This is a genomic window from Sphingopyxis sp., assembly GCF_050916055.1.
Classification (GTDB): Bacteria; Pseudomonadota; Alphaproteobacteria; order Sphingomonadales; family Sphingomonadaceae; genus Sphingopyxis.
This window is the reverse complement of the sequence record NZ_CP051527.1, coordinates 144,613-169,986: the sequence shown is the minus strand read 5'-3', so window position 1 is coordinate 169,986 and position 25,374 is coordinate 144,613. Positions and strand designations below refer to the sequence as shown.

Genomic DNA, 25,374 nt, shown 5'->3' with positions numbered 1-25,374 from the left:
GCTGGCATCCGGCAAGGTTCAACCTGCTGGCAAGATAGGCGGATTTCTTGCCGGGCGCGCCTTTTGCTGCCACGCTGCGGTCGATCGCTTGCTACGGAAGGACCGCTGGCCATGAAGAAGACCTCCGCGCTCGCAATTGCGCCGCTTTTCCTTGCCGCGTGCGGCGGGGGCGGGGGCGGCAGCGACGGGGGAACCACGCCGCCGCCAGCCGCCAATGCCCCGCCGAGCTTCACCTCGGCGCAGACGGCCAGCCTGGTTGAGAACGGCGTCGCCGCCTATCAGGCGACCGCGACCGATCCCGATGGCAACGCGCTGACCTTCACCATCGACGGCGGCGCCGATGCTTCGCTGCTGTCGATCACCGCCGCGGGGGCGCTGAGTTTCAAGGCGGCACCCGATTACGACCTGCCCGGCGATGCCGACGGCGACAATGTCTATGCCGTCCAGCTTCGCGTCAGCGACGGCCGCGCCAGCGTGACACAGCTGGTCAATGTCACCGTCACCAACAGTCGCGAGGGGATTTCACTCGTGCGGGTGGCAACATTTACCGCGACCGATCTTGCGGCAATCCCCGGCGACAGCCGGGTGTATATCGGCAGTAATACGGGAATTATTTACCGTTTCGATCCGGCAACGGGCGAACGAACGCCCGTGCTGGAGATTCCGGATGTCACCGACCCGAGATTTCGTGCTGGATTCAGCCTCGCTGCCTCCCCCGATCACGCATCTTCCCGGCGCCTGATCGTCTTTCTCGTTTCCGATTACACCCTCGCGGGTCCAACGTTGGAGGTTCGAAGCTACACGCTGGGCGAACCCGACACCGCCTCCAATTACCACACGCTGGTCCTTATGCCATCGCCGAGCGGGGGCGAATTCAACAGCGGCGCCCTGGGATCGCTGAGCTGGGTCGGCTTCGGTCCTGACGGCTACCTCTATATGGCGCTCGGCGATGGCGGCTGGGTCGTCGGCGGCGCCTATGGCACCCTGTCGATGTATGCGCAGAACCTCAACGTGAAATTCGGCAAAGTCCTGCGCGCCGCGATCAGCAGCGACGGATCGACGATTTCCCCGGCGCCGGGAAATCCCTTCATAGGCGGTGGCGGCGACCCCTTCATATTTGCCTTGGGGCTCTTCAGTCCCGATCATGCCGCCTTCTATGAATCGACGTTGATCATCGGCGAGATGGGACGGTCCCAAACGAACGAGATCGACCTGATGCCCCTCGACACGCCACGCCTCAATTTCGGCTGGCCTTACAAGGAAGGAACGTTTCATTATTCAGGCGTCGCTCCGGCGGGGCTAACACCGCCGGCAATCGAAGTCCCCGACGGAGGGTCTACCCGGGGGGGATATGTATATCGCGGCCCGGTGGCGTCGCTTCGCGGCCAGTATATTTTCGCACAAATTGAAGACGAGGGACCTTCGAACATTCTGTCGGTGCCCTTTTCCCGTTTGCAGCAGGGCCAGACGCTCGGGCGATCTCAAGCCGCATTACGGAACGACGATTTTACCCCCGACGTCGGTGCAGTCGGCCGGATCAACGGTTTCGGCGAGGATAGCGCGGGCAATCTGTTCATTCTCGCTCAGGGCGGGATCTTCATGGTCCGGCAAGGTAGCTAGAGAACGCGACGAGCGCCGTTCCCGAGAAATCGGCCCAAGGCTTGCTCCGGAAGACGACAAACACCAAAAGGGGCCATCCATAGGAGTCCTCATGAAATTTTTGCCTGTCGCTGCGCTCGTCGCGCTCCAGCTCGCCTTTTCACCCGCGGCAGCGGCCAAGCTCAGCCCGGCGGAGACCGAGATGGCGAAAACGGTCGCCACCGAGCAGGACCGCTCGATCGCGCTGCTCGAAAAACTGGTCAACCAGAACAGCGGCTCGCTCAACCTCGACGGCGTCGAAAAGGTCGCGGCGATGATGCGTGCCGAGCTTGAGCCGCTGGGCTTCACCGTGACGTGGAAACCGATGCGCGAAACGGGCCGCGCCGGGCATCTGATCGCGACACATGCCGGCAAATCCGACACCAAGAAACTGCTGCTGATCGCGCATCTCGACACGGTGTTCGAACCCGATTCGCCCTTCCAGCGCTTCGAACGCATCGGCGACAAGGCGAAGGGTCCGGGGGTCGGCGATGACAAGGGCGGGATGGTCGTCGTCGTCGCCGCGTTGCGCGCGATGCACCGGGCCGGGACGCTGAAGGACGCCAATATCGAATTTCACATGACCGGCGACGAGGAAGACACCGGCGATCCGCTGAGCGTCGCGCGCGCCGACCTGATCGAGGCGGGCAAGGCGGCCGACGTCGCGCTGGGGTTCGAGGGGCTGATCCGCGATGGCGGCGCCGACATGAGCTCGATCGCGCGGCGCTCGTCCGAAAGCTGGCAGGTGACGGCAACGGGCAAGACCGGCCACAGCTCGGGCATTTTCAGCGCCGATGCGGGCGACGGCGCGATTTACGAGCTGGCGCGGATCATCCACCGCTTCCGCACCGAACTGCCCGAACCCAACCTGACCTTCAACGTCGGACTGGTGGCGGGCGGCGAACAGGTCACGCTCGACGAAGGCAAGATTCGCGCGAGCGCGAACGGCAAAACGAACATCATCGCTGCCAGCGCGATCGCCCGCGGCGACCTGCGCACCCTGTCGGCCGACCAGGCCGCGCGGGTGAAGGCCAAAATGGCGGCGATCGTCGCCGACCATGCCTCGGGCACCGACGCGACTCTCGCCTTCGACCCCGGCGGCTATCCGGCGATGGCGCCGACCGACGGCAACCGCGCGCTGCTGACCCGGCTCAACGCCATCAACCGCGACCTCGGGCTCGCCGAAATGGCCGCGCTCGACCCGCTGAAGCGCGGCGCCGCCGACATCAGCTTCGTCGCCCCGCATGTCGACAGCCTCGCCGGCCTCGGCGCCTATTCGACCGGTGATCATGGCCCCGAAGAAACCGTCGATCTGCCCAGCATCGCGCGGCAGGCGACCCGCGCCGCCATATTGATGTCACGGCTCGCGGCGGAAAAGCGCGCGGCGCCTTGATTCATTCGCCGCCGCCATTAGGTAGCAATGCGAGACGTATCCATAAAACGCCGATGGGAGACAGACTATGAGCGATACCGAAACGCACCTGAAACAAAATTACATCGGCGGCAAATGGGTCGACAGCAAGGGCGGCAAGCTCCACGACGTGATCAACCCTGCGACCGAGGAAGCGGCATCGACCGTCGTCCTCGGCACCGCGGCCGACGTCGATGACGCCGTCGCCGCCGCGAAAGAGGCGTTCAAGAGCTTCTCGCAAACGACGCGCGAGGAACGGCTCGACCTCCTGAACCGCATCGTCGAGGAATATAAGAAGCGCGGCCCCGACCTCGCCAAGTCGATGGCGAGCGAAATGGGCGCGCCGGTCAGCTTTGCGGGCACGGCTCAGGTCGGCGCCGGCATCGGCGGCTTTGTCGGCACGATCGCGGCACTGAAGGATTTTTCCTTCACCGAACAGCATGGCGCGAACAAGATCGTCTATGAACCGATCGGCGTCGTCGGCATGATCACGCCGTGGAACTGGCCGCTCAACCAGATCGCGCTGAAGGTCGCCCCGGCGCTCGCCGGCGGCAATTGCATGATCCTGAAACCCTCCGAAGAATGCCCCGGCAATGCGGTGATCTTTGCCGAAATCCTCGACGCCGCGGGCGTCCCGCCGGGCGTCTTCAACCTCGTCCAGGGCGACGGCCCGACCGTCGGCAACGCGATCAGCGCGCATCCGGGCATCGAGATGGTGAGCTTCACCGGATCGACCCGCGCCGGCATCCTCGTCGCCAAGGCGGCGGCCGACACGGTCAAGCGCGTCCATCAGGAACTCGGCGGCAAGTCGCCGAACATCGTCCTGCCGGGCGCCGACCTTGCCGCGGTCCTGCCGCCGACGGTGTCGGGCGTGCTCGTCAATACCGGCCAGAGCTGCATCGCCCCGACCCGCATCCTCGTCCAGAAAGACGAGGCGCAGGCCGCAGTCGGCGTGATCAAGGCGATGTTCGACGGCACCAGCGTGGGCGACCCGCAGACCGAAGGCGCGCACATCGGCCCCGTCGTCAACAAGGCGCAGTTCGACAAGATCCAAGGTCTCATCCAGTCGGCGATCGACGAGGGCGCGACGCTCGAAACCGGCGGCACCGGCCTGCCGTCGAACGTCAACCGCGGCTATTATATCAAGCCGACCGTCTTCTCCGGCGTTACGCGCGACATGCGGATCGCCAATGAGGAGATATTCGGCCCGGTCGCGACGGTGATGGCGTATGACGACATCGACCAGGCGGTCGATATCGCCAACGACACCGAATACGGCCTGTCGGCGGTGATCTCGGGCGACCCCGCCCAGGCCGCCGACGTCGCCCCGAAACTGCGCGCCGGCATGGTTGCGGTCAACGCCTGGGGCCCCGGCCCCGGCGCCCCGTTCGGCGGTTACAAGGCATCGGGCAATGGCCGCGAAGGCGGCGTGTTCGGGCTGAAGGATTTCATGGAAGTGAAGTCGATCAGCGGCATTCCGGCCTGACATCCAAATCCTCCCTGCGGCACAGCCGTGGGGAGGGGTACCGCCGCGAAGTGGTGGTGGAGGGGCATCGACGGTAGAGCCAAAGCCCCTCCGTCAGCGCTTCGCGCTGCCACCTCCCCACCGCTATGCGACAGGGAGGATTAAAGCCCTCTCTTGCGGGAGTTGGCGGAACGGAGGCTGTGCAAATGAAGTTAGGCGAGCTTAGCCCTCTCGTTGGCTGGCTAATCGGCGGCGTCGTTGCTCTGACTACCTTTGCGGTGGCGGGTATCCCAATTTTGTTTGCGGCGGCCTACTGGGCGGGCCATCAGCCAAGCCATGACATTTCATCCAAATTGATGGCTCTTGCTGCGATGTTGGGGGTCACAGGCTGTTGCATCGGACTTGCTTGGGCGATCAGACGTTTCGTCTCCAAGGCTTGAACAGGAGGGGTTTTGCGTTTGGGTGAGAGGCGCTAAACGCCCTCCCCATGACCATATCCCCCCTCGCACCCGCAGCCTTCCCCGCCCTCCCCGACATCGCCGGGGTGACGCGCCGCGTCGCGCGGGCGCACTACAAGGACTGGGACCGCTGCGACCTCACCTATGTCGAGCTCTCCCCCGGCACCACGGTCGCCGGCGTCTTCACCCGCAACGTCTGCTGCTCGTCCGAAGTCGAACTCGGCCGCGAACAGGTCAGGCACGGATCGGCACGCGCGCTGATCGTCAACGCGGGCAACAGCAACGCCTTCACCGGCTATCGCGGCCGCGAGGCGGTCGAGGCGATCATGGCGCAGGTTGCGGATCACCTTGGCTGCGACGCCGCCGAAGTTTTCGTCAGCTCGACCGGGGTCATCGGCGTCCCGCTGCCAAAGGACAAGGCGCGCGCCGGGGTCGCTGCCGCGCTGACTGCCCAGCCCTGCGCGTGGGAAGCCGCCGCCGAAACGATCGGCACCACCGACACGTTCGCCAAGGGTTCGGCCGCGAGCGCGATCGTCGGCGACCGCACCGTCCAGGTCGCGGGCATCGTCAAGGGATCGGGCATGATCGCCCCCGACATGGCGACAATGCTCGGTTATATCTTCACCGACGCCGCGGTCGCCCCCGCGCTGCTCCAGGACATGCTGACCGAAGCGACCGGCGGCAGCTTCAACAGCATCACCGTCGACAGCGACACCTCGACCAGCGACACGGTGCTGCTGTTCGCGACCGGACAGGCGGGGGGCGCACCGCTCACCACCCGCGACGATCCCGGCGCCGATGCCCTCTACGCCGCGATCAACGCGGTCGCGCTTGATCTCGCGCAGCAGGTCGTCCGCGATGGCGAGGGCGCATCGAAATTCATCGAGGTGCAGGTGAGCGGCGCGGTCGATGACGCCAGCGCCAAGCGCGTCGCACTCGCCATCGCCAACTCCCCGCTGGTCAAAACCGCGATCGCGGGCGAAGACGCCAACTGGGGCCGCGTCGTGATGGCGGTGGGCAAGGCTGGCGAGCCCGCCGACCGCGACCGCCTCGCGATCCGCTTCGGCGATCACTGGGTCGCGAAGGACGGGCTGCCGGTCGACGGTTATGACGAGGCGCCCGTTGCAACGCATCTCAAGGGTCTGGAAATCCGCGTCGGCGCCGACCTGGGGCTGGGCGAAGGCCGCGCGACGGTGTGGACCTGCGACCTCACCCACGGCTACATCAGCATCAACGCCGATTACCGGAGCTGAGGCGGAATTAACAAACCCGTTCGCGTCGAGCGAAGTCGAGATGCCCATCGGCATATGAAGGTCGCTTCTTAAAGCGCGCCCTCAAGCCAGCCCTTGAGCGCGCTCTTCGGCGCCGCACCGACCTTGGTGTCCGCAACCTCACCATTCTTGAACAGGATCATCGTCGGGATGCCGCGCACGCCATATTTGGCGGGGGCATTGGGATGATCGTCGATGTTCAGCTTCGCGATCACGACCTTTTCGCCCAGCTCGTCGGAAATTTCCTCCAGCGCTGGGCCGATCATCTTGCACGGTCCACACCACTCAGCCCAGAAATCAACAAGCACCGGCGTGTCGCTGTCGAGGACGTCGGCCTGGAAGCTGTCGTCGGTGATGGCCTTGGTACCCATGATACAAACTCCTGAAAATCCGTTGCCCTCAAGCTAAGGCGTCGCAGCCTCCTGCTCAAGACCTCAACCGCCCAAATTCGCCTTGGTTGCCGCCAAGCCCGGCTTGTGCGCATCGAGCAGCGCATCGTCGAGCCCGATCAGCCGCGGTCCGGCGGTATAAAGCAGCGCCGCTTCGATCCGGCGTCCCGGAAATATCGCCGCCAGCGCGCCACGATACGCGGCCATCTGGCGCAGATAGGCGGGGGCGACATCGGTGGCGCTGCGCGGCATATGACGCCCGGTTTTGTAATCGATCACCGTCACCGCGTCATTGGTGACCAGCAGCCGGTCGACGATCCCCGCGACCACTGTCCCGTCGACCACAGCAGACAGCGGCACCTCGGCCAGTGAGCCCGGCCCGAACAGCGCCATGTGCGCGGGGTTGTCCAGCACGCTCAGCACTTCATCGATCATCGCCTCGCGCGCCGCCGCGTCGAGATCGGCCGCCTGCGCCGCGAGCCAGCGCAGCGCCGCCGCACGGCGCAGCTCCGGCGCCACCGGCGGCAGCCGCTCGAACAGCGCGTGGAGCAGCCGCCCGCGGGTCACCGCGGCCGCGCGGTCGCTGCCCTGCGGCACCGCCGCGACATCGTCCTCGCCCAGCGCCGAGGGCGCGAGCGGACGCGGCGGGCGCGCTTCCTGTGGCGCCGCTTGCCGCGCCCATGCGGGCACGACCACCGACGGCGCGGCGAGCCGCGCCTTGTCCTTCGCCGCACGCGCCTTGCCCGCCACGGCATGGACGCGCTTCTGCCCCCAGCGCGGCCCGGCGTCCTGCCAGGCGGCGCCCATGTCGGCCAGCACCGCATCGACCGCGCTGTGCCAATTGCCTTCGGGGAGCTCGTCCGCCTTCCGCGTCCCTGCAACCACCAGCAAGTCCTCGGCGCGCGTCATCGCGACGTACAGCAGCCGCCAATGCTCCTCGCTCTCGGCGGCTTCCCTGGCGTCGTGCGCATCCGCAATCGCGCCATGGCGCTCGTCCTTACCGAGCGGAAATACCGGCAATTTATCCCATCCCGCCATCGACAGGCCAAAGCTCACCCGGCGCGGCTTCGGATCATCGGTCGCATCGGCCAAAATCACGATCGGCGCCTGCAAGCCTTTCGACCCATGGACCGTCATCACGCGCACGACATCGCTGCGCGCCTCGCTCTGGCGTTTGATCTCTGCGGTGCTCGCGGCGATGTGCGAGAGGAAGCCGAGGAGCGACGGCGCTTCCTGCCGCTCGAACGCCAGCGCCTGCGCCAGCAGTTCGTCGATCGGGTCGCGCGCCTCGCGCCCCAGCCGACGATAAAGCTTGCGCCGCCCGTCGAGCGGCCCCGACAATATTCTGTCCAGAAAGCGGAACGGGGTCGTGAAATCGCCCATGCCCAGCAATTCGCGCAGCGCCGCCATCGTTGCGGGTGGCGCTTCGCCTTCGCGCGTGCGAAGCTGCTCCCACAGCGCGCGTTTCTGGCGGCCATGGGCAAAGCCAAACAGCTCGTCCTGCGTCCAGCCGAACAGCGGCGACACCAGCAGGCTGGCGAGATTGAGGTCGTCGAGCGGCTGCACCGCAAAGCGCATCGCCGCGAGCAGGTCCTGCACAGCGAGCGACTGGGTCAGCGAAAAGCGATCGACCCCCGCGACCGGCACATGCAGCGATTGCAGGCGCGCGACGATCCGCGCCGCGACATCCTTGCGGCGGCGGACCAGGATCAAAATGTCGCCGGGCGCGACGGCGCGGCCGTCCTTGCCGTGCGCGATCCAGTCCCGCACCTCGTCGGCAATCGCGCGCGAGAGGAGCAGACTGGCCGGGTCGCTCGCGGCGGCGGAGGTGTCGCGCGGTCCACCTGTCTCATCCTCACCGTCAAAATCGACACCGCTCTCATCCTCCGCGACGCCGTCGAGCGCCTTGCCGACCGGCAGCGGCGCCCACAGCTCGACCCGCCCGGCGCGGTCACGGTTGAAATCGGCGGGAATGTGCGGCGGTTCGTCGCTGTCGAGCCCCATCAGTGCGCTCGCGCCAGCCGCGAGCCATGCATCGACGACATCGAGCACCGCAGGGCTCGAGCGGTAGTTGGTGTCGAGATCGACGTCCTCGAACGGCCTGCCGCCCTCGGCGGCGCGCTTGGCAAAGCTTTGCCGCGCCGCTTCGAACGCTGCCGGCTCGGTGCCCTGAAAGCCGAAGATCGCCTGCTTGCGGTCGCCGACGGTGAACATCGTGCGGACGCGGTCGTCCTTGGCGCCGACCCCGGTGAAAAACTCGCCGGCCAGCGACGCGACAATCTCCCATTGCCGCGTATTGGTGTCCTGCGCCTCGTCGACCAGAATATGGTCGGTGCGCTGGTCGAGCTTGAAGCGCACCCAGTCGCCGAAATCGCCGCGCGCGAGCAGATGCCCGGCAATGCTGATCAGATCGTCGAAATCGGCCAGCCCCCGCTCGCGCTTCGCCAGCGCATAGGCCTCGGCAAAGCGGCTGCCCAAATCCCACGCCGCCGCCAGATCGTCGGCGACCGCCATCGCGGTGGCGGTCGCGAGCAGTTCCCCGGTCGCCGCGACGATGCGTTCGGCGGCGGCAAGACAGCTGCGCATGCCGCCCTTGTCCTTGATATAGTCGGCGCGCATGTCGCCCGCGCCGGTCAGGAAGCAGCCGTGCACCGCCGCGAGCATCGCGGCGCGCCCATGGGCGTCGGCGCGAAGCCAGTCGCCCATGATGTCGGCGCGCCCGTCGCCCGTTTTCGTCCCCCAGCCGCGCCCGCTCGCGGCGACCGCCGCAATGTCGGTATCGGCGACCGCGCCGCCCGCCAGCGCACCCGCCTGCCACGCCAGCGGATGGCCCTGCGGCAATCCCAGCTGCGCCCGCAAATCGGCGGCGCGCGGTGCGAAGCGCGGCGCGTTCGCCGCCGTGAAACTGCTCGCGCAGCGCGCCAGAAAAGCGATCGCGGCATCCTGCCCCAGCCGCAGCGACAGCATCGCGGCGATCGCCCGCATCGCCTGACCATCGGCGTCGCCCTGCGCCAGCAACTCGCCCAGCACCTCACGCTGCAGTGCGCTCGCCTCGCTGTCCTCAAGCGCGCGAAAGCCCGGCAGGATATTCGCCTCGAGCGGAAAACTGCCGAGCAGGGTCTGGCAGAAGCTGTGGATCGTCTGCACCCGCACCGCACCGCCGGGGCTGTCGATCACCGTGGCGAACAGCGACCGCGCGCGGTCGATTATGCCCGGCTCGGCCCAATCCGCCCCCAGCGCCGCAAGGTCGAGCCGCAGGTCGCCGTCGGCCATCCGCACCCACATCGCCAGCCGCTCGTGGATGCGATGCGCCATTTCGGCGGCGCCCGCCTTGGTAAAGGTGATGCACAATATCGCCTCGGGCGACACGCCCGCCAGCATCAGCCGCATCACCCGCGCCGACAGCACTTGGGTCTTGCCGGTCCCCGCCGAGGCGCCGAGCCAGACATGGTCATCCGGCTCCGCCGCAGCGCGCTGTCCGCCGTCGAGCGTCTTGATCAGCTTGTCGGGATCGATCATGCCCCCCCCTCGCCGGCCGGGCCCGGATCGGGATCGCCACGCCCGAACCATTCGTCGCGGCGCATCAGCTGGTCGAAATCGGCGTAGCGTTTGGCGCTGTCGCCGGGGACGAACGGCTCCTGCCCCAGCAGGAAGCGCGCGCTCAATTCGGCGAGCGCTTCGCACGCGCGCTCGACCACCGCCGCGGCGGTCGGCGGGTTGGGTTTCTGCCCCTTGATCGCCTTGACCGCGCCGCCGACGCCCTTTTTTCGGTCGCGCTTCAATTCCCAATATTCGAACGCGCCGACCGGTTCGGGCGCCAAGTCGCCCAGCCCCGCCTGTTCGGCGATCAGCCCGAGCAGGCCGAGCTGGCTGTTCAGCCCGTCGCCCGCCGATTTGGCCGACGGCGCCGCACCAGTCTTGTAATCGACGATCGCCAGCGTGCCATCGGCGGCCTGATCGACGCGGTCGGCGGTGCCGCGCAGCGTGATACCATCGACCAGCAACGTGCCGCTCACCTCGTTGGCCACCGGCCAACGCTCGTCTCGCGCCGCCCACACGCGCTCGGCGGCCCAGCGCAGCGATGGTTCGATGCGTGGCAGCCAGAAGGCGCGGCCCAGCGAGTCGAGCGCCGGATCGGCGCGCAATGCGGCCAGTTCCGCCGCAAATCCCACCTCGGTCAGCCCCGCCGCCTGCCAGTCCTGCAGGAATTTATGCACCCGCGTGCCGAACCATTTGGCGTCGGGACCGCTGCTCAGCGCTTCGAGTTCGCTCAGCCGCAATATCTTCGCGGCGTAAAAGGCAAAGGGATCGCGCGCCAACTGGTCGACCCCGGTGACGCTGATCCGGTCGGGCCGCGCGGTCTGCGGCGGCGCCGGCCGCGGCTTGTTGGCAGGCTCGCTGACGCCGGGCGGCACGTCTAGCGCCGCCGCCAGCGCGGTCACGGACTGCCCGTCCAGCGTCGCTTCGGGCAGTTCACCCGCCAGCGCGCTCAGCCGCAGCCAGAAGCGCGACGCGACCGCGGGATCGCCGCCGCTGCGCAGCGCGCGTGTCACCACCACTTCGCGTGCCGCAAAGGCCCCGGCGAAATCATGCGCGGCCATCCCCTGCTGGCGCTCGGGCGCGGCGAGACCTAGCATCCGGCGGATGCCGGGCGCCAGCCAAGGGTCGGGACTTTGCTGCGGCGGCCAGCGCCCTTCGTCGAGCCCGCCCAGGATCATCAGGTCGGCGCGCTGCAACCGCGCCTCGAGCAAGCCCCAGATGAACAGCCGCGGATGGCCGCCATAGGGCGGTCGGATGCTCTCACCCGACATCAGGTCGGCGAGCATCGCGGGGAAATCGGCGGGGGCGACGAGCGCCGGACCGTCGCCCTTGGCCAGCGCCCAGCGGTCGAACAGATCGGACAGCGCACGGCCGGCATGGCCCGTCCACGCCCCGTCGCCCGTCAGCCAGCCGAGCGCGTCCTGCAACGCGCCGAGCAGCACCGACGGCGGCGCGGGAACCCCCGCGGTAAAAGGCGCGAGCGCGGCGCCCAGTCCTGCGGCGACATCGGCGCACCAATCGCCAATCCCCGTCGCCGCGCCATGTCCGCGCCGATCGCCGTCGGCCGCAATCTCGCTGATACGCGCCGCAACCCCCGACCAGCCCGGCACCAACCCCGGCCCGCGCAGCACCAGATCTAGCCGCCGCACCTGGTCGAGCCAACCCAGCCGTCCCTCGCCCGCTCGCACCAGCGGATGCCCGAGCAGCGCGACCAGCCGCACCGGATCGAACGCCGCGGCAAATTCGGCGAGCAGCAGCAACAGCGCGCCCGGCGGCGTCTGCCCCAGCGGCTGCCCGGCGCTGTCGTCGACCGCGATGTCCCAGCGCGCGAGCGCCGCGGCCACACGTTCGGCGAGCAGGCGGTCGGGGGTCACCAGCGCGGCGGTGCGCCCAGGTTCTTCCAGCGTGCGCCGCATCATCAGCGCGATGCCCTGCGCCTCCTGTCCGTCGTCGGCGAAGGTCGCGGCGCTGACCCCGCTCAGGCCCGGCGCGACATCGGCCGCAGCCTGCCAGCGCGCGGTGTAGGCGGCGGGGGCGAACAGCAGAGACAGGAACGGCGCGCGCGCCTCCGGGCCGTCGGACGACGAAGCGGCGGCCCATGCGCCAACCTCGTCGCGCGCGATCCCCATCCGCCCGAGCAGCAGTTTCAGATGATATTGCGGATGCGTTTCGAGCGGACGCTCGCCCGGCTTTTCCGGATCAGGCTTGACCGGCCCCAAGGCGTCCCATTCTTCCGCGGCCATGCCGAGGGCGAGCCCCGGCAGCACCACCATCCCCTGCGGCAGGTCCGCCACGGTGCGCAGCAGCCGCGCGATCGCAGGCGCCGCGGTGGTCACCCCCGCCGCGACAACGAAGCGTCCCGGCGGTGCGGTGCGCCATCCTGCGCTGACCCGCGCGAGCAGGCGGTTGCGGCGGTCGGCGCGGTCGATATGCCCCGTCGCCGCCAGCATTGCGGGCCAATGGTCGATCAGCAGCTGCAGCCGCTGCCACGACGCCTGCCAATGACCGGCGAGGTCGCCCAGCGCGGCTTCGATGTCGCCGAGCCGCGCCGGGGCGACCTCCTCATAATGGAGCTGGTCGATCACCCGCCCCAGCCCTTCGGCAAGTTGGAACGCGGCGGCGCCGGTGATCGCTTCTTCACCCACCGGATTGTGTCGCTCGATCAGCGATGCGAGCATCAGCCGCCGCCGCAGCGCGTCGATCGCGGGCGGGAGCGGCGCCGCATCGTCGATCGCATCGAGCGCGAGCGCAACGCTTTCATCGAGGTCGGCATCGCCGATGACCGCGAGCCGCGGCATCAACAGCCCCGTGCCGCTGGCGCGCACGAAGGCCGCCTGCACCGCGCTGCGCGCGCGGTTGCTGGACAGCAGGATCAGCCCCTTGGCCAGCCCCAACGCACCGTCGGCAAACCGGTCGATCAGGCCGGCGACGAGCGCGTCGGCGAACGCCCGCTGGACGGGGATGGAAAAGACGGTCGGTTTTGCGTCAGCCATCGGGTTCACACTTCGTCATTGCGAGCGCGGCTCGCAATGACGCGATAGATGGTCAAATCTCACCCAGCGCCGCTTCGGTCGGCGCGATGCTCTCGGGCGAGCCGACGTCGAACCATTGGCCCAAATGCGACACACCGAACAGCCGCCCCGCCGCAATCGCCCGGTCCCAGAGGATGTTGGTGGAGAACGGCCCCGCGGGCGCATCGGCGAGCAGTCGCGGCGAGATCAGCTGGACCCCGGTAAACACGAAGGGCGCGATGCGGCCGGGCTTGCGGCGCGACAACAGCCCCGACGGCTCCATATGGAAATCGCCCTTGCCGCCGTGCCCCGTCGCGCTGGCCAGGCGGATCAGCAGCAGCAGCGCGTCCATTCGCGCCCCGTCCCAATGGCGCGCCAGATGCCGGATGCTGTCGTGCGGCCCGTCGGTCCAGATATTGTCGCTGTTGGCGATCAGGACCGGGTCGCCGCGAAGCTGCGGCAACGCCTTGACCATCCCGCCTCCGGTCTCGAGCAGCAGGTCGCGCTCGTCCGAAATCGCGATCGTGAAATTGCGCTTTTGTGCCGCAAGATGCGCCTCGAGCGCGTCGGCCAGATAATGGACGTTGACGACGACATGCCCGATCCCGGCGGCTTCGATACGGTCGAGGCTATGGTCGATCAACGCCTTGCCCGCGACGCGAACCAGCGGCTTCGGCCGGGTCGCCGTCAGCGGACGCATCCGCTTGCCCAGCCCCGCCGCCAACACCATCGCGCTTTCGATCTTCGTGTCCATCACCACGCCGCCGCGCGCTTGTCGGCGGGGATATTTTCGTCGAACCAGGCGCGCACCGGCGCCAGTCCCGGATGCGCGAGGTCGCGTTCGAGCAGCCCCCACATGCGCGGCTGGAACTGGCGGTAATAGGGCTTGTCGTCGCGTTTCCACAGGCGCACGAATACCCCCAATATGCGCGTGTTGCGCTGCGCCGCGAGCGCCCAATAGGCGCTTTCGATATCCTGCCCGGTCGCGCTCTGGTAGCGCGCGAGCATCGCCGCCTCGACCGCGGGGGTCACGTCGCGCCGCGCATCCTCAAGCACCGAGGCGAGGTCGTAGGCGGGGTGGCCGACCAGCGCGTCCTGGAAGTCGAGCAGGCCGTAATGGGCTATCCCCTCCTTGCCCTCGACCAGCATGATGTTTTCAGCGTGATAGTCGCGCAGCACCGTGACGCGCGGGAGCCCGTCGTGCTCCACCGGGGTCAGCGCCGCTTCCCATGCGCCGCGAAAGGCGTCGCGATCGACCTCGATCCCCAGCGTCGGGCAATACCAGTCGCTGAACAGCATCACCTCGTCCAGCCACTGCGCCAGGCTCTGCGCCGTCAGCCCCGGCATCGGCGGCTGCGTGTGGAGATGAACGAGCAGGTCGGTGACGCCGGTATACAGATCGAGCTCGGCCTGCGGCACCGCATCGACCGTTTCGCGCAGCCGGACATCGCCGAAATCCTCGATCAACAACATGCCTTGCGCCAGGTCGCGCGCCAGGATCGTCGGCGCTGTCAGCCCCTGTTCGCACAGATATTCGGCCACCGCGACGAACGGCCGGGGATCCTCGTGCGGCGGCGGCGCGTCCATCAGCACCGCCTGCCGGTCGCCATCGACGACGCGGAAATAGCGCCGGAACGACGCGTCGCCGGCCAGCGGCAGAATTCGGGCATCGCCCCAGCCATGCGCGGCGAGGAACGCCGGGGCATGGGCGGGCGGAATCATCAAAGAGACCATCGGGTTTCCCAAGCGGGCGGCACCGACGCTGTCAAGACGCGCGCGTCGCCGTCGCCCGAAATCGTTAGCATCAGCATGTCGGGCCAGCCCTGCGATCCCAGCCGGTCGGGCCATTCGATCAACAGCGCGCCGTCGCGGCGATAATCGTCGAGCCCGAGCTCGGTGAGTTCGTCTTCGGCTTCGATGCGGTAAAGATCGACATGCGCGACCGGCAGGTCGACCTCGGGCGGCGCATAGGGCTGGACGATCGCAAAGGTCGGGCTCGGCGCCTCGCCCGCCAGTCCCCGCGCCTTCAGCATCGCGCGCGCCAGCGTCGTCTTGCCCGCGCCCAAGTCGCCCGACAGCGCGACGACATCGCCGGGCCGCAGCGCCTCGCCGATCGCCGCCCCGATGCGGTCGGCTTCGTCGAAGGTGTAGTGGCAAGTAAAGATCGTCATCCGCCGCGCGGCAGGCTGATCCGCACCAGCGTCCCCTGTCCCTTTTCACTCACCACCTCCATCGTGCCGCCGTGCGCGGCGACGAGCTGGCGGGCGAGCGCGAGGCCGATGCCGCCCGATGCGGTGCCGGCCTGCTGGCCCTTGGTCACCGCGGCGACCGCGTCGGGCATTCCCGGACCATTGTCGGATACAATGATGTCGATTCCCCGCGTGTCGCCCGCGGCGTGGAGCAGGACGCGCCCGCCGCTCTTGCGCGCCGGGGCGGTGTAGCGCACCCCATTGTCGAGCAGCCCCGCGACCAGCCGCGACAGCCGCGGCGCGTCGCCTGCGATGCTGCCCAGATCGGGGGCGATATTGCCGACCAGCTCGACCTTTTCCGCCGCGGCAAAGACGCGCGCGTCGGCGAGCGCCCCGTCGAGTAGCGCCCGGATATCGACCGGCGCGCGCTCGACCGCCAGCGTCCCCGCCTCGCCCTGCGCGAGGTCGAGCACATTGTCGATCTGGCGCCCCAGCACCGCGACCGAATCCATGATCGCATCGATATAGGCCTGCTGCTGGTCGGCGAGCTTGCCGGCGTAGCCCGCCTGCAACATCTCACCGAACCCGCCGATCGACGTCAGCGGCGTGCGCAATTCGTAACTCATCCGCGACAGGAAGGCGGTCTTGACCTTATCGGCGGCCTCCAGCGCTTCGTTGCGTTCCCTGAGCGCGCTTTCCATCCGCCGACTGTCGCTCACGTCGAGCATGATCAGCAGCGCATTGCCGTCGGGGAGCGGGATCGAGGCGAAGTCGAAATGACGCCCGTCGGCAAAGCGGATCTCGCCGACGCGCTGGGTGCGTTCGAGCGTCGCGGCGCGGATCACCTCCTGCACGATGCTGATCTGGTTCGGTTTCGCGAGGCGGTCGGCCAGCCCGCCCATCAGCGCGTCGACGCGCGGGTGCGCGGCCAGCGCCCCCTCATCCACCCCCCACAGGCGGCGGAAGCGCTGGTTCCACAAATGCAGCCGCCCGTCGGGCGCGAACACCGCGATCGCTTCGAACAGATTGTCGAAGGTGGCGGTGCGGACGCGCAGCAGCGTGTCGCGCGCGCCCGCCAGCTGCACCTGCTCGGTGCGGTCTTCGGCGATCAGCAACAGCCCGCCGTCGGGAGTCGGCTGAGCAACGACGCGCAAATGGGTGCCGTCGCGGAGCAGCCAGTCCTCTTCGCTCGCCCCGGCTTGCGCGAACCAGTCGACATGCGCCTGGCGCCATTCGGGATAGTCGCGCACTTCGGGCGTCCGTCCGCCCTCGCGCCACGCGTCGAGCAGCCGCGCAAAGGGCCGCGCCTCGTCGATATCGTCGGCGGCGAGCGCGAACAGGCGGCGGAAGGGCTGGTTCGCGAAAACGAGCGCCTGATCGGGGCCGAACTGGGCGACCGCCGCCGACATCCGGTCGAGCAGTTCGCGCTGCGTGTCGGCAAAGCGCCGGTGCGCGCCGCGCTCGCTTTCAAGCTCCTGAATGTCGATCGCATAGCCGGCAATGCCGATCGTCCGCCCGCCCTCGGGCGCGAGCGGCACGTCGACGACGCGCATGATCCGCCGTTCGCCCTCGATCGTCACCGGCACGGTGCGCAGCTGCGCGCTGCCTTCGGCGCGGGCGCGGTCGGCCGCCTCGGCGGCGCTGACCCCGGCGACGGTCTCGCACAGTTCGATGCCGCCGTCGATCACCGCCACCGCGCTTTTCGCCTCGACCGCGCGGACATAGGCGCGGTTGACCAGCGCGAGGCGAAGGTCGGTGTCGCGGAACCACATCGGGAATGGGGCCGCCTCGATCAGCCCCGACAGCGCTTCGAACGCCGCCATCGCCTCGTCGCGTTCGCCGCGCGCCTGCGCCAGCGCCTGCTGGCCGTCGGTCGCATCGCTCAGCCACAGCAGCACGCTGCCGGGCCCGCCGACCGCCGCGGGCGCGGCGGCGCCGTGGATCACGATGGTGCGGATGCCGCCCTGCGGCTTCAGGCTGAGGGTGAAGGGTTTGGCACCGCGCTGCGCGCCGAGGATCGCCTGGCGCAGCGCCTCGTGACCCGCGGCGTCGAACCCGGCGTCGATACCGCGCAGTTCGTCGAAATCGCGCGGCTCGCGGTCGAGTCCCAGCCAGCGGCCCAGCCGCTCGCTCGCCTCGACGCGCCAGTCGCCGCGGACGATGACGGGAAGATAGGGCGACGCCTCGACCAGGCTGGCGAGGCGTTCGGTCTGTCCGGCGACGAAGGCCGCGCGGCGTTGCATCGCGATGCCGCGCCCCGCCGCCCACAAGCCGGCGAGCAGCCAGAGCGCCGCGAACAGCCCGAGCGCGAACAGCAGGGTCGGGGACAGCGTGCCGCTCATCCCCCCTTATGCTCTCGCCTGTCTGGTGCGCGCGCCGCGATCATGACCGTCTGCCCTAAAGACGATGGAGTCATGTTTCAATCGCATGTCATGGCGAAACGGCGCGCTCCACCTTCCGATGGGCGCGCCGTCCACAGTTTTCGTCTCATCGCATCGTCATTGCGAGCGGAGCGAAGCAATCCAGGGCGGTTACCGCCCACTCTGGATTGCCGCGTCGCCGTCGGCTCCTCGCGATGACGAGGATAGACCGAACGGCGGCCCGCCGCTTCGACATCAATAGCGATAATGATCGGGCTTGAACGGACCTTCGACCGGCACGCCGATATAATCGGCCTGCTTCTGGCTAAGCTGGCTGAGCTTCACGCCGAGCTTGTCGAGGTGCAGCGCCGCGACCTTTTCGTCGAGATGCTTGGGCAGGACATAGACGTCGTTGCCGTACTGCTCGGCGCGGGTCCACAGTTCGATCTGCGCCAGCGTCTGGTTGGTGAAGCTGGCCGACATCACGAAGCTCGGGTGCCCCGTCGCATTGCCGAGATTGACCAGGCGGCCCTTCGACAGGATGATGATCTGCTTGCCGTCGGGGAATTCGACCAGGTCGACCTGCGGCTTCACTTCGGTCCACTTGTAATTGGCCAGCGCCGCGATCTGGATTTCGCTGTCGAAGTGGCCGATGTTGCAGACGATCGCCATATTCTTCATCGCCGCCATATGTTCGGCGGTGATCACGTCGGCGTTGCCGGTCGCGGTGACGAAGATGTCCGAACGCTTGACGGCTTCGTCCATCGTCACGACCTCAAAACCCTCCATCGCCGCCTGCAACGCGCAGATCGGGTCGATTTCGGTCACCAGCACGCGCGCGCCGCCGTTGCGGAGCGACTGGGCCGAGCCCTTGCCGACGTCGCCGAAGCCGGCAACCGTGGCGACCTTGCCCGCCAGCATCACGTCGGTGCCGCGGCGGATCGCGTCGACCAGCGACTCTTTACAGCCATAGAGGTTGTCGAACTTCGACTTGGTGACGCTGTCGTTGACGTTGATCGCGGGGAAGGGCAGCTCGCCCTTCTTGGCGATGTGGTACAGGCGGTGGACGCCGGTCGTCGTTTCTTCGGACACGCCCTTGATCGCCTTGATCGTCTTGGTCAGGTAACCGGGGTTCGTCGCGACAAACGCCTTCAGCGCGCGCTGCATCTCGATCTCTTCTTCATTCTCTGGCGCCGGCATCGTCTCACCGGCTTCGAGCTTCGCGCCCCACAGCGCGAACATCGTGGCGTCGCCGCCGTCGTCGAGGATCAGGTTGCAGGTCGTGCCGTCTTCGACACCCCAGTCGAAAATGCGGCCGACATAGTCCCAATAATCGGCGAGGCTTTCGCCCTTGATCGCGAACACCGGCACGCCGGTCGCGGCAATCGCGGCGGCGGCATGGTCCTGGGTCGAGAAAATGTTGCAGGTGGCCCAGCGCACCTCGGCTCCGAGCGCAGTCAGCGTCTCGATCAGCACCGCGGTCTGGATCGTCATGTGCAGCGAGCCGACGATCTTGGCACCCTTCAGCGGCTGCGCCGCGCCGAATTCGGTGCGCAGCGCCATCAGGCCCGGCATTTCGGTTTCGGCGATGTTGATTTCCTTGCGGCCGAAGTCGGCAAGGCTGATGTCGGCAACGACATAATCACGGGTGTCGGCGGCGAGAGTGGCCACGGCTAAATCTCCTGTAGGCGATGTTCGGCCGCAGGCGAGCGGCCACGAAAAGTCGGGTAATTATGTTGCGCGCCCTAGCCCAAAGCGCCCTCAGGATCAAATATAAACTTTTCTTTATATCGCTCCCGCGGCTCGCTCCGCCGACGATCGTGGGCATGCGAATCGCCGGCACAAAATGCGCCCCAGCGGAAATTTATTTTTGGCGGGCACAATTGTGACAATCGCGACCACCAGAATGTGACAGCGAGTCGGCAAAGCCAAGATTCTGATAATCCTGACTTAATAATGCGCTATGCGGTTAGCATAATTCTCCATTGTGACACCAGTGTTACAAACCGGCGAAAACATTGACTTTTCTCTCGATGCACGAGAAAATCGGCCAAAGTTTTCGGGGAGATAGAGAGATGAAGAAAATTCTGCTGCCGCTTGTGGCCATCGCCTTCGCGACGCCCGCCGCGGCACAATCAATCGTCGTCGTTACGGCGCCGCAGGTGGAATCGGACGCGCTCCCCGTGGCCTATTCGGAGTTGCAGGCCGGAGCCAACGCCGCCGCGGTCGAAACCCTCACCGGCGATTGGGAAGGCGACATCCGCGATCCCTCGCGGCTGATCAACCTCGGCACCGCCTATGCCCGCCTCGGCCGCACCGGCGACGCGAAAACCGCCTATGGCGCCGCGCTCGACAGCCCGATCCGCTACGATGTCGAACTCGCCGACGGCCGTTATGTCGATTCGCGCTGGGCCGCGCGCACCGCGCTCGCCAACCTCGATCAGGGCCGCGCGCTGCTCGCTCTGGCGCGCTAACTGCCCCTAAGCTTCGCCCCCTTCGGTGGTCAGGAGCCGAGCGTCCACCCCGGCTTCGGCAAACGCCGCCTGCCAGCGCCTGGCGGGCGGCGTTTCGAACAACAGGGCATCGCTGCCCGGGGTCAGGTGCCAGCCGTGGCGGACCATTTCGTCCTCGAGCTGCCCCGGCGACCAGCCCGCATAGCCCAGCGCGACCAGCCAGCGCGACGGCCCGCGCCCTTCGCCGATGGCGCGCAAAATATCGTGCGAGCTCGATATCATCCAGCGATCGCCGACCTGCACCGCCTCCTGACCGCCCCAGTCGAGGCTGTGCAGCACGAAACCGCGCGACGGCTCGACCGGGCCGCCGAGGAAAACGGGCTGATCGAGCGGCTCGGCGTGCGGAATCTCAAGCTGGTCGAGCACCGCGCCGACGGTCATGCCGCCGATCGGCTCGGCGATGCCGATCCCCATCGCGCCATCGTCGTCGTGGCTGATCATCGCAATCACCGCCTGTTCGAAGCGGGGATCGCCGATCCCCGGCAGTGCGAGCAGCAGCTGGCCGGTGAACCAGGTCGGCATCGTTTCCATGCCCGCATCATGCCCCGGCGGGCGGGAGCGGTCCAGCCCGTTCGCTCGACCAAGCAAAAGGGCGCGACCACCCGGCCGCGCCCTTTTTTGGATCCCCACGCAGGGGAAGGTAGGCGATTCAGCGCGAAGCGAGGCGCAGCGGGCTCGCGCCGGCGGCCCATTTGATCGTTTCGCTGCCGCCCATCTGGCGCACGAAACACACCTGTCCCTGCGCCTTGAGCTGCCGGCACAGGCTTTGCGCATCGTCGCGGCTGGCGAGGCCGTTCACCGTCAAGCGGTGGAAGGCGCGGCCCTTCACCGTCGCGGCGTGGCTCGAAGCCGGGAAACCCGCCAGCATGCCGTTGCGTTTTTTCAGCAGCGACCATTTTTCCTTGGCGATGCCCAGGCTGTCATATGCGCCGAGCTGGACCGCCCAGCCCGAAGGTTTCTTGGAATTGAACGCCATCGCGCGCGGCACGATGTTCGTCGCGATCTCGATCGCCTGCTGCTGCAACGGGCGCAGCCGCTCACCGCCGGTGGCGGGCGCGCTGCGATAGGGCTGCGCGTCGGCAAGGATCGTTTCCGCGGCGGCGGGCGCCGGCGAGGGCAACTCGGTGACCGGGACGACGCCGTTGGCATCACGCTGCGGCATCGGCAGTTCGACGGTGCGAATGGCGCTGTCGGTGGTGTCGGCGCTGGCGAGCATCACCGGCGGCGGGGCATAGGTCGCGACCGGCGCCGGATCGGCGCTGGCGAGGTCGACCGGCGCCGGCTGCGCGGCGGCCATCTGGGTGTCCGGGTAATTGGCGAGCGCAAGGCGCACCGGCATGCCGGCGTCGGCCTGCGCCGCGGTGCCGAGCAGGCTGGCGACGCGCAGCTGGCCGTCGGGCTGTTCGGCGAGTTTCGCCCATTCGGTCATCCGCGCGTCGAGCTTGGCGATCGACAGGTCCTGCGCCGCGAGGATGCGCGCCTGCGCCCAGCGCCCCGACAGGGCAAAGGCGAGCGCGAGGTTCTGGCGCGTCCGGGCGTCGGCGCCCGGCGCCCGCGCCGCTTCGCTGAGGACATAGATCGCCGCTTGGGTATCGCCGGCGAGCGCCAGAGCGAGCCCGGCGTCCGAGGCCGGCACCGTGTCCTGATGCTGCGAGAGCAGCGCGATCGCGTCGGCATTCTTGCCCTGCGCGATATGCGCGAGGGTCAGCGCGATGATCGTGTTGCTGTCGCTCGCGCCGAGTTCGATGGCTTCGCCGAGCGCGGCAGCTGCCGAGGAAAAGCGCCCGTCGTTGAGATAGGCCTGGCCGAGCAGCGTGCGATAGGCACCATCGCGCGGGCTGCCGGCGACCGCGGCTTCGGCCAGCGTCACCGCCTTGTCTGCCTTGCCAGCTTCGAGCGCGACGCGTGCCTTGTCGGCCGCTTTCGCAGCGACACCGGGCTTGGCGCCCGCGCTCGACGGCGCGGCGGCGCTCTGGCCCAATCCGGTGCATCCGGCGGTGGAAATCCCGAGGACGAAGCCCGATACGGCCAGTTTCATCAACAGCTTGCGGTTCATGGTCAGTCCCCTTTGTTCACGTCCGGCTGCATCGTCCGGCGCGCGGGCCGGGCCGCCGGCAGGCGGCTCGCCATCGCGTCGATTTCGGGCAGCGACGACAGATATTCGTCGAGCAGGTCGGTCAGGATGAGCTGTGACGACCGGTTGGTGACCGCGCTGGCAAGACGCAGCCGCAGATGGCGTTCGGCGTCGAGGCGCAGCGTGAACGCCGCCTTCTCGCGCGCCCGCAGCGCGCGCGGGGCCTGCGGCGTCCGTGCCTTCGGGGCGGGACGCTGCTCGACCTTGCGGGCAACGGCGGCCAGACGGTCGGTCAACGATTCCTGCTGGCGGACGATTTCGGGCACCTCGGGCGCCGCGGCTTCGAACGGTTCGGCGTCATAGGGTCCGACCGGTTCGGCTTCGGCGGCAAAGCCGTCTGCGATGTCATGGCCGGCGCTGTCGTCGACGGCATGTTCGGCCTCGACATTGTGCGCCGGGACCGATCCGGTCAGCAGCGGCTTCAGGTCGAGCATGCTCGCCGGTTCGGAGGACTGTTCGGGATCGACATCATAGCCCATGTCGTTCCAGCCGAGGTCGTCGTAACCGACTCCGGCCAGCGGCGCCGGGCCGCTGCCCAGCGGCTGGCGGCGCATGGCGGGGCGCGCGGCGCCCTTGCGTGCGAGAAGTCCGGCGCTCAGCGATGCGAGGGGTTTGGGTTCGCCCATGTCTCCGGCTCCCCCTTACTGGCCCGCGATGCGGCGGCCGAAGCCACCACCCATCGGACGGACGGCGCCGTAATTGCCCTGCGTCGGCATCGGAGCGGCAAAGACGGTGCGGCGAAAATTCTTTTCCAGCCGGTCGTTCATATAGGACCACAGCTGGCGGATTTCGTCGGCCGAGCGGCCATTCGGATCGACCTCCATCACGGTGCGGCCGTCGATCATCGACGCGGCATAATCGACGCGGTGATGCAGCGTGACCGGCGCGACGGTGCCGTGCTGCGACAGCGCGACCGCGGCTTCGCTGGTGATCTTCGCTTTCGGCGTCGCGGCGTTGACGACGAACACCAGCGGCTTGCCGGCGCGTTCGCACAGGTCGACGGTGGCGCCGACGGCGCGCAGATCGTGCGGGCTGGGCCGGGTCGGAACGACGATCAGCTCGGCGACCGAAATGACGCTTTGGATCGCCATGGTGATCGCCGGCGGCGTATCGATGACGGCGAGTTTGAAGCCCTGCTGACGCAGCACCTCAAGGTCCGACGCCAGCCGCGCGACCGTGGTCTGGGCAAAGGCCGGAAGATCGGTTTCGCGTTCGTTCCACCAGTCGGCGAGCGAACCCTGCGGATCGATGTCGATAAGGACGACCGGACCCGCGCCGGCAAGTTGGGCTTGCACCGCGAGGTGCCCCGACAATGTCGTTTTGCCCGACCCGCCCTTTTGTGAAGCCAATGCCAGAACGCGCACAGCTGTCCCCCTGATAAATCCTCGAATTGAGCGGGGAATGCCATGCGGGGCGCTAAAATTGAGTTAACGATGTCAAAAAGAAGGTGAACGACCCCTTCGCACCCATGGTAAACAGCACGTTAGGAACCTTCTGTCCCATCGCGGGTCAGGATTCGTGATCCCCGCACCCGTCGCTAACGCCGTGTTAGCCATTTGCGGTGTAGGTCCGCTGCGGGGACTGCTGACCGCCCGTCCGGCGGCGCACGTCATTGGAGATTTTTGATGCGCATTTTCCGCACCGCCTTGCCGCTGGCGCTCCCGGCCCTGTCGGCGCTGCTGCTCGCGGCGCCCGCCGCCGCCGCGCCCGCAAAACCCGTCTCGGCCGCCGCAGCGGCCAACGTCAAGGACGGCGTCGATGCGTGGGAGAAGGGCAATTACCAGCAGGCCGTCGCGGTCTGGCGCCCGCTCGCGCTCGCCGGCGACCCCGATGCGCAGTTCAACCTCGGCCAGGCGTACAAGCTCGGCCGCGGCGTGCCCACCGACCCTGCGCAGGCCGAAGGCTGGTACCGCCGCGCCGCGAAGCAGGGCCATCTTCAGGCCGAAGACAATCTGGGGCTTATCCTGTTCACCGCCAACCGCCGCGACGAAGCAATGCCGCACATCATCCGGTCGGCCGCCCGCGGCGAACCGCGCGCGCAATATGTGCTGGGCACCGCGCATTTCAACGGCGATCTCGCGGCCGAAGACTGGCCGCGCGCCTATGCGCTGACCAAGCGCGCCAGCGACGCGGGACTTGGTATCGCCTCGGCACGGCTCGCCCAGCTCGACAATCTCATCCCGCTCGAACAGCGGCAGCGCGGGCTCGCGATGCTCCCCGAAATCGAAAAAGACGAACAGCGCGCACGCCTGGCCGCGGTCAACGCCGCCGCTCCGCCGCCGGCGAAACCCGCGCCGTCGCCGGTGCGCACCGCCAGCCTGCCGGTGTCGCAGCCCGGCGCCAGCTACAGTCCGCCGCCGGTGATCGCGCCGACGCCCAAGCCTGCCGTCGCGCCGGTGCCTGCACCGACCCCGGCACCTGTTCCGACCCCAGCGCCGACGCCCGCACCGCTGTCATCGCCCGTCGCCGAAAGCGCCGCTGCGGCCGCCGCACAAGCGACCGCCGCCGCCGCGGCTGCGACCGCTGCCGCCCGGCCACCCGTCGGCCCGTCCGTAACACCCGGCACCAGCTATGCACCGCCGCCCGAAAGCGGCGCGCTGCCGCAGGCCGCACCGCCGACGCCCGCACCTGCACCTGAAACTGCGCCCGTACCCACACCGGCTCCCGCGCCTACTCCAGTCGAGACCGCCTCGATGGCGCCGCCGCCTGCCGCGCCCGCCGCCGCTCCGGTCGCTGCACCCGTTGCCGTCGCCGCCGACAGCTGGCGCGCCCAACTCGGCGCCTTTGCGGTCGATGGCAATGCCCGCAAGCTGTGGGGGACGCTTGAACGCAAATATCCCGCGCTCGCCGCGAACCAGCCCTATCTGGTCAAGAGCGCGAAACTCACGCGCCTTCAGGCCGGCAATTTTGCGACCCGCGCCGACGCCGAAACATTCTGCGCCAAGGTCCGCTCGGCCAGCCAGCCGTGCGTGGTGATGCGCAGCAAATAGCCGCG

The 25,374-nt window shown here is 68.1% G+C and carries 18 protein-coding genes; 6 read left to right on the top strand and 12 right to left on the bottom strand.

Translation table 11 applies throughout. The features are described 5' to 3' along the window. Positions 1–111: 111 nt before the first annotated feature. The 4 genes from HEQ22_RS00770 to argJ all read left to right on the top strand — a co-directional run bounded on the left by HEQ22_RS00770 (position 112) and on the right by argJ (position 6,225). Entirely contained in the window at positions 112–1,620 is a 1,509-nt protein-coding gene (locus HEQ22_RS00770) for a PQQ-dependent sugar dehydrogenase (RefSeq protein WP_432769301.1), read from the top strand. A 91-nt stretch (positions 1,621–1,711) separates the two neighbouring features. After that, positions 1,712–3,031, top strand: coding sequence for a M20/M25/M40 family metallo-hydrolase (locus HEQ22_RS00765; protein WP_432769300.1), 1,320 nt, complete (start codon positions 1,712–1,714; stop codon positions 3,029–3,031). Positions 3,032–3,098: 67 nt separating this feature from the next. Then, positions 3,099–4,535: an aldehyde dehydrogenase family protein gene (locus HEQ22_RS00760; protein WP_432769299.1), complete on the top strand. Its 1,437-nt coding sequence runs from the start codon at positions 3,099–3,101 to the stop codon at positions 4,533–4,535. A gap of 466 nt (positions 4,536–5,001) precedes the next feature. Further along, positions 5,002–6,225 (top strand): bifunctional glutamate N-acetyltransferase/amino-acid acetyltransferase ArgJ, encoded by a 1,224-nt coding sequence (gene argJ, locus HEQ22_RS00755; protein WP_432769298.1) that lies wholly within the window; start codon positions 5,002–5,004, stop codon positions 6,223–6,225. 68 nt (positions 6,226–6,293) lie between these two features. On the opposite strand, the gene trxA is transcribed toward argJ, so the two are convergent. The 8 genes from trxA to ahcY form a co-directional block, all read right to left on the bottom strand. Beyond that, complete coding sequence (trxA, locus tag HEQ22_RS00750) at positions 6,294–6,614, bottom strand: thioredoxin TrxA (protein ID WP_432769297.1); 321 nt, start codon at positions 6,612–6,614, stop codon at positions 6,294–6,296. 63 nt (positions 6,615–6,677) lie between these two features. Further along, complete coding sequence (addA, locus tag HEQ22_RS00745; RefSeq protein ID WP_432769296.1) at positions 6,678–10,151, bottom strand: double-strand break repair helicase AddA; 3,474 nt, start codon at positions 10,149–10,151, stop codon at positions 6,678–6,680. Beyond that, positions 10,148–13,165 (bottom strand): double-strand break repair protein AddB, encoded by a 3,018-nt coding sequence (gene addB / locus HEQ22_RS00740; protein WP_432769295.1) that lies wholly within the window; start codon positions 13,163–13,165, stop codon positions 10,148–10,150. Before addB ends, addA begins: the two co-directional genes overlap by 4 nt. Positions 13,166–13,217: 52 nt before the next feature. Continuing rightward, positions 13,218–13,937, bottom strand: coding sequence for a nucleotidyltransferase family protein (locus HEQ22_RS00735; protein ID WP_432769294.1), 720 nt, complete (start codon positions 13,935–13,937; stop codon positions 13,218–13,220). Then, complete coding sequence (locus HEQ22_RS00730) at positions 13,937–14,905, bottom strand: aminoglycoside phosphotransferase family protein (RefSeq protein WP_432769293.1); 969 nt, start codon at positions 14,903–14,905, stop codon at positions 13,937–13,939. Before HEQ22_RS00730 ends, HEQ22_RS00735 begins: the two co-directional genes overlap by 1 nt. Then, complete coding sequence (tsaE, locus tag HEQ22_RS00725; RefSeq protein WP_432769292.1) at positions 14,905–15,354, bottom strand: tRNA (adenosine(37)-N6)-threonylcarbamoyltransferase complex ATPase subunit type 1 TsaE; 450 nt, start codon at positions 15,352–15,354, stop codon at positions 14,905–14,907. Before tsaE ends, HEQ22_RS00730 begins: the two co-directional genes overlap by 1 nt. After that, on the bottom strand, positions 15,351–17,714 hold the full coding sequence (locus HEQ22_RS00720; RefSeq protein WP_432769291.1) for a PAS-domain containing protein: 2,364 nt from the start codon (positions 17,712–17,714) through the stop codon (positions 15,351–15,353). The genes tsaE and HEQ22_RS00720 overlap by 4 nt, the downstream gene beginning before the upstream one ends. Positions 17,715–17,987: 273 nt before the next feature. Further along, complete coding sequence (ahcY, locus tag HEQ22_RS00715; RefSeq protein ID WP_432769290.1) at positions 17,988–19,403, bottom strand: adenosylhomocysteinase; 1,416 nt, start codon at positions 19,401–19,403, stop codon at positions 17,988–17,990. Between the two features lie 404 nt (positions 19,404–19,807). Between ahcY and HEQ22_RS00710 the strand changes: the two genes are divergently transcribed. Continuing rightward, positions 19,808–20,206 (top strand): hypothetical protein, encoded by a 399-nt coding sequence (locus HEQ22_RS00710; protein WP_432769289.1) that lies wholly within the window; start codon positions 19,808–19,810, stop codon positions 20,204–20,206. A gap of 6 nt (positions 20,207–20,212) precedes the next feature. Here HEQ22_RS00710 and HEQ22_RS00705 read toward each other — a convergent pair whose 3' ends face one another. The 4 genes from HEQ22_RS00705 to HEQ22_RS00690 all read right to left on the bottom strand — a co-directional run bounded on the left by HEQ22_RS00705 (position 20,213) and on the right by HEQ22_RS00690 (position 23,743). Further along, positions 20,213–20,776 (bottom strand): YqgE/AlgH family protein, encoded by a 564-nt coding sequence (locus HEQ22_RS00705; RefSeq protein ID WP_432769288.1) that lies wholly within the window; start codon positions 20,774–20,776, stop codon positions 20,213–20,215. A 118-nt stretch (positions 20,777–20,894) separates the two neighbouring features. Then, on the bottom strand, positions 20,895–22,301 hold the full coding sequence (locus HEQ22_RS00700) for an SPOR domain-containing protein (RefSeq protein WP_432769287.1): 1,407 nt from the start codon (positions 22,299–22,301) through the stop codon (positions 20,895–20,897). Positions 22,302–22,303: 2 nt separating this feature from the next. Further along, positions 22,304–23,005: a hypothetical protein gene (locus HEQ22_RS00695; protein WP_432769286.1), complete on the bottom strand. Its 702-nt coding sequence runs from the start codon at positions 23,003–23,005 to the stop codon at positions 22,304–22,306. A gap of 15 nt (positions 23,006–23,020) precedes the next feature. Continuing rightward, the gene (locus HEQ22_RS00690; protein WP_432769285.1) at positions 23,021–23,743 is read right to left on the bottom strand and encodes an AAA family ATPase; all 723 of its coding nucleotides are present in this window, start codon (positions 23,741–23,743) and stop codon (positions 23,021–23,023) included. 261 nt (positions 23,744–24,004) lie between these two features. Between HEQ22_RS00690 and HEQ22_RS00685 the strand changes: the two genes are divergently transcribed. After that, positions 24,005–25,369 (top strand): SPOR domain-containing protein, encoded by a 1,365-nt coding sequence (locus tag HEQ22_RS00685; RefSeq protein ID WP_432769284.1) that lies wholly within the window; start codon positions 24,005–24,007, stop codon positions 25,367–25,369. The last annotated feature ends 5 nt before the right edge of the window (positions 25,370–25,374 follow it).

Coding starts and splice junctions, on each gene's coding strand:
- HEQ22_RS00720 (WP_432769291.1), bottom strand. CDS start 17,714: ATGAGCGGCACGCTGTCCCCGACCCTGCTGTTCGCGCTCGGGCTGTTC.
- tsaE (WP_432769292.1), bottom strand. CDS start 15,354: ATGACGATCTTTACTTGCCACTACACCTTCGACGAAGCCGACCGCATC.
- HEQ22_RS00685 (WP_432769284.1), top strand. CDS start 24,005: ATGCGCATTTTCCGCACCGCCTTGCCGCTGGCGCTCCCGGCCCTGTCG.
- HEQ22_RS00695 (WP_432769286.1), bottom strand. CDS start 23,005: ATGGGCGAACCCAAACCCCTCGCATCGCTGAGCGCCGGACTTCTCGCA.
- addB (WP_432769295.1), bottom strand. CDS start 13,165: ATGGCTGACGCAAAACCGACCGTCTTTTCCATCCCCGTCCAGCGGGCG.
- HEQ22_RS00765 (WP_432769300.1), top strand. CDS start 1,712: ATGAAATTTTTGCCTGTCGCTGCGCTCGTCGCGCTCCAGCTCGCCTTT.
- argJ (WP_432769298.1), top strand. CDS start 5,002: ATGACCATATCCCCCCTCGCACCCGCAGCCTTCCCCGCCCTCCCCGAC.
- HEQ22_RS00710 (WP_432769289.1), top strand. CDS start 19,808: ATGAAGAAAATTCTGCTGCCGCTTGTGGCCATCGCCTTCGCGACGCCC.
- HEQ22_RS00730 (WP_432769293.1), bottom strand. CDS start 14,905: ATGATTCCGCCCGCCCATGCCCCGGCGTTCCTCGCCGCGCATGGCTGG.
- HEQ22_RS00735 (WP_432769294.1), bottom strand. CDS start 13,937: ATGGACACGAAGATCGAAAGCGCGATGGTGTTGGCGGCGGGGCTGGGC.
- HEQ22_RS00705 (WP_432769288.1), bottom strand. CDS start 20,776: ATGGAAACGATGCCGACCTGGTTCACCGGCCAGCTGCTGCTCGCACTG.
- addA (WP_432769296.1), bottom strand. CDS start 10,151: ATGATCGATCCCGACAAGCTGATCAAGACGCTCGACGGCGGACAGCGC.
- trxA (WP_432769297.1), bottom strand. CDS start 6,614: ATGGGTACCAAGGCCATCACCGACGACAGCTTCCAGGCCGACGTCCTC.
- HEQ22_RS00770 (WP_432769301.1), top strand. CDS start 112: ATGAAGAAGACCTCCGCGCTCGCAATTGCGCCGCTTTTCCTTGCCGCG.
- HEQ22_RS00700 (WP_432769287.1), bottom strand. CDS start 22,301: ATGAACCGCAAGCTGTTGATGAAACTGGCCGTATCGGGCTTCGTCCTC.
- HEQ22_RS00760 (WP_432769299.1), top strand. CDS start 3,099: ATGAGCGATACCGAAACGCACCTGAAACAAAATTACATCGGCGGCAAA.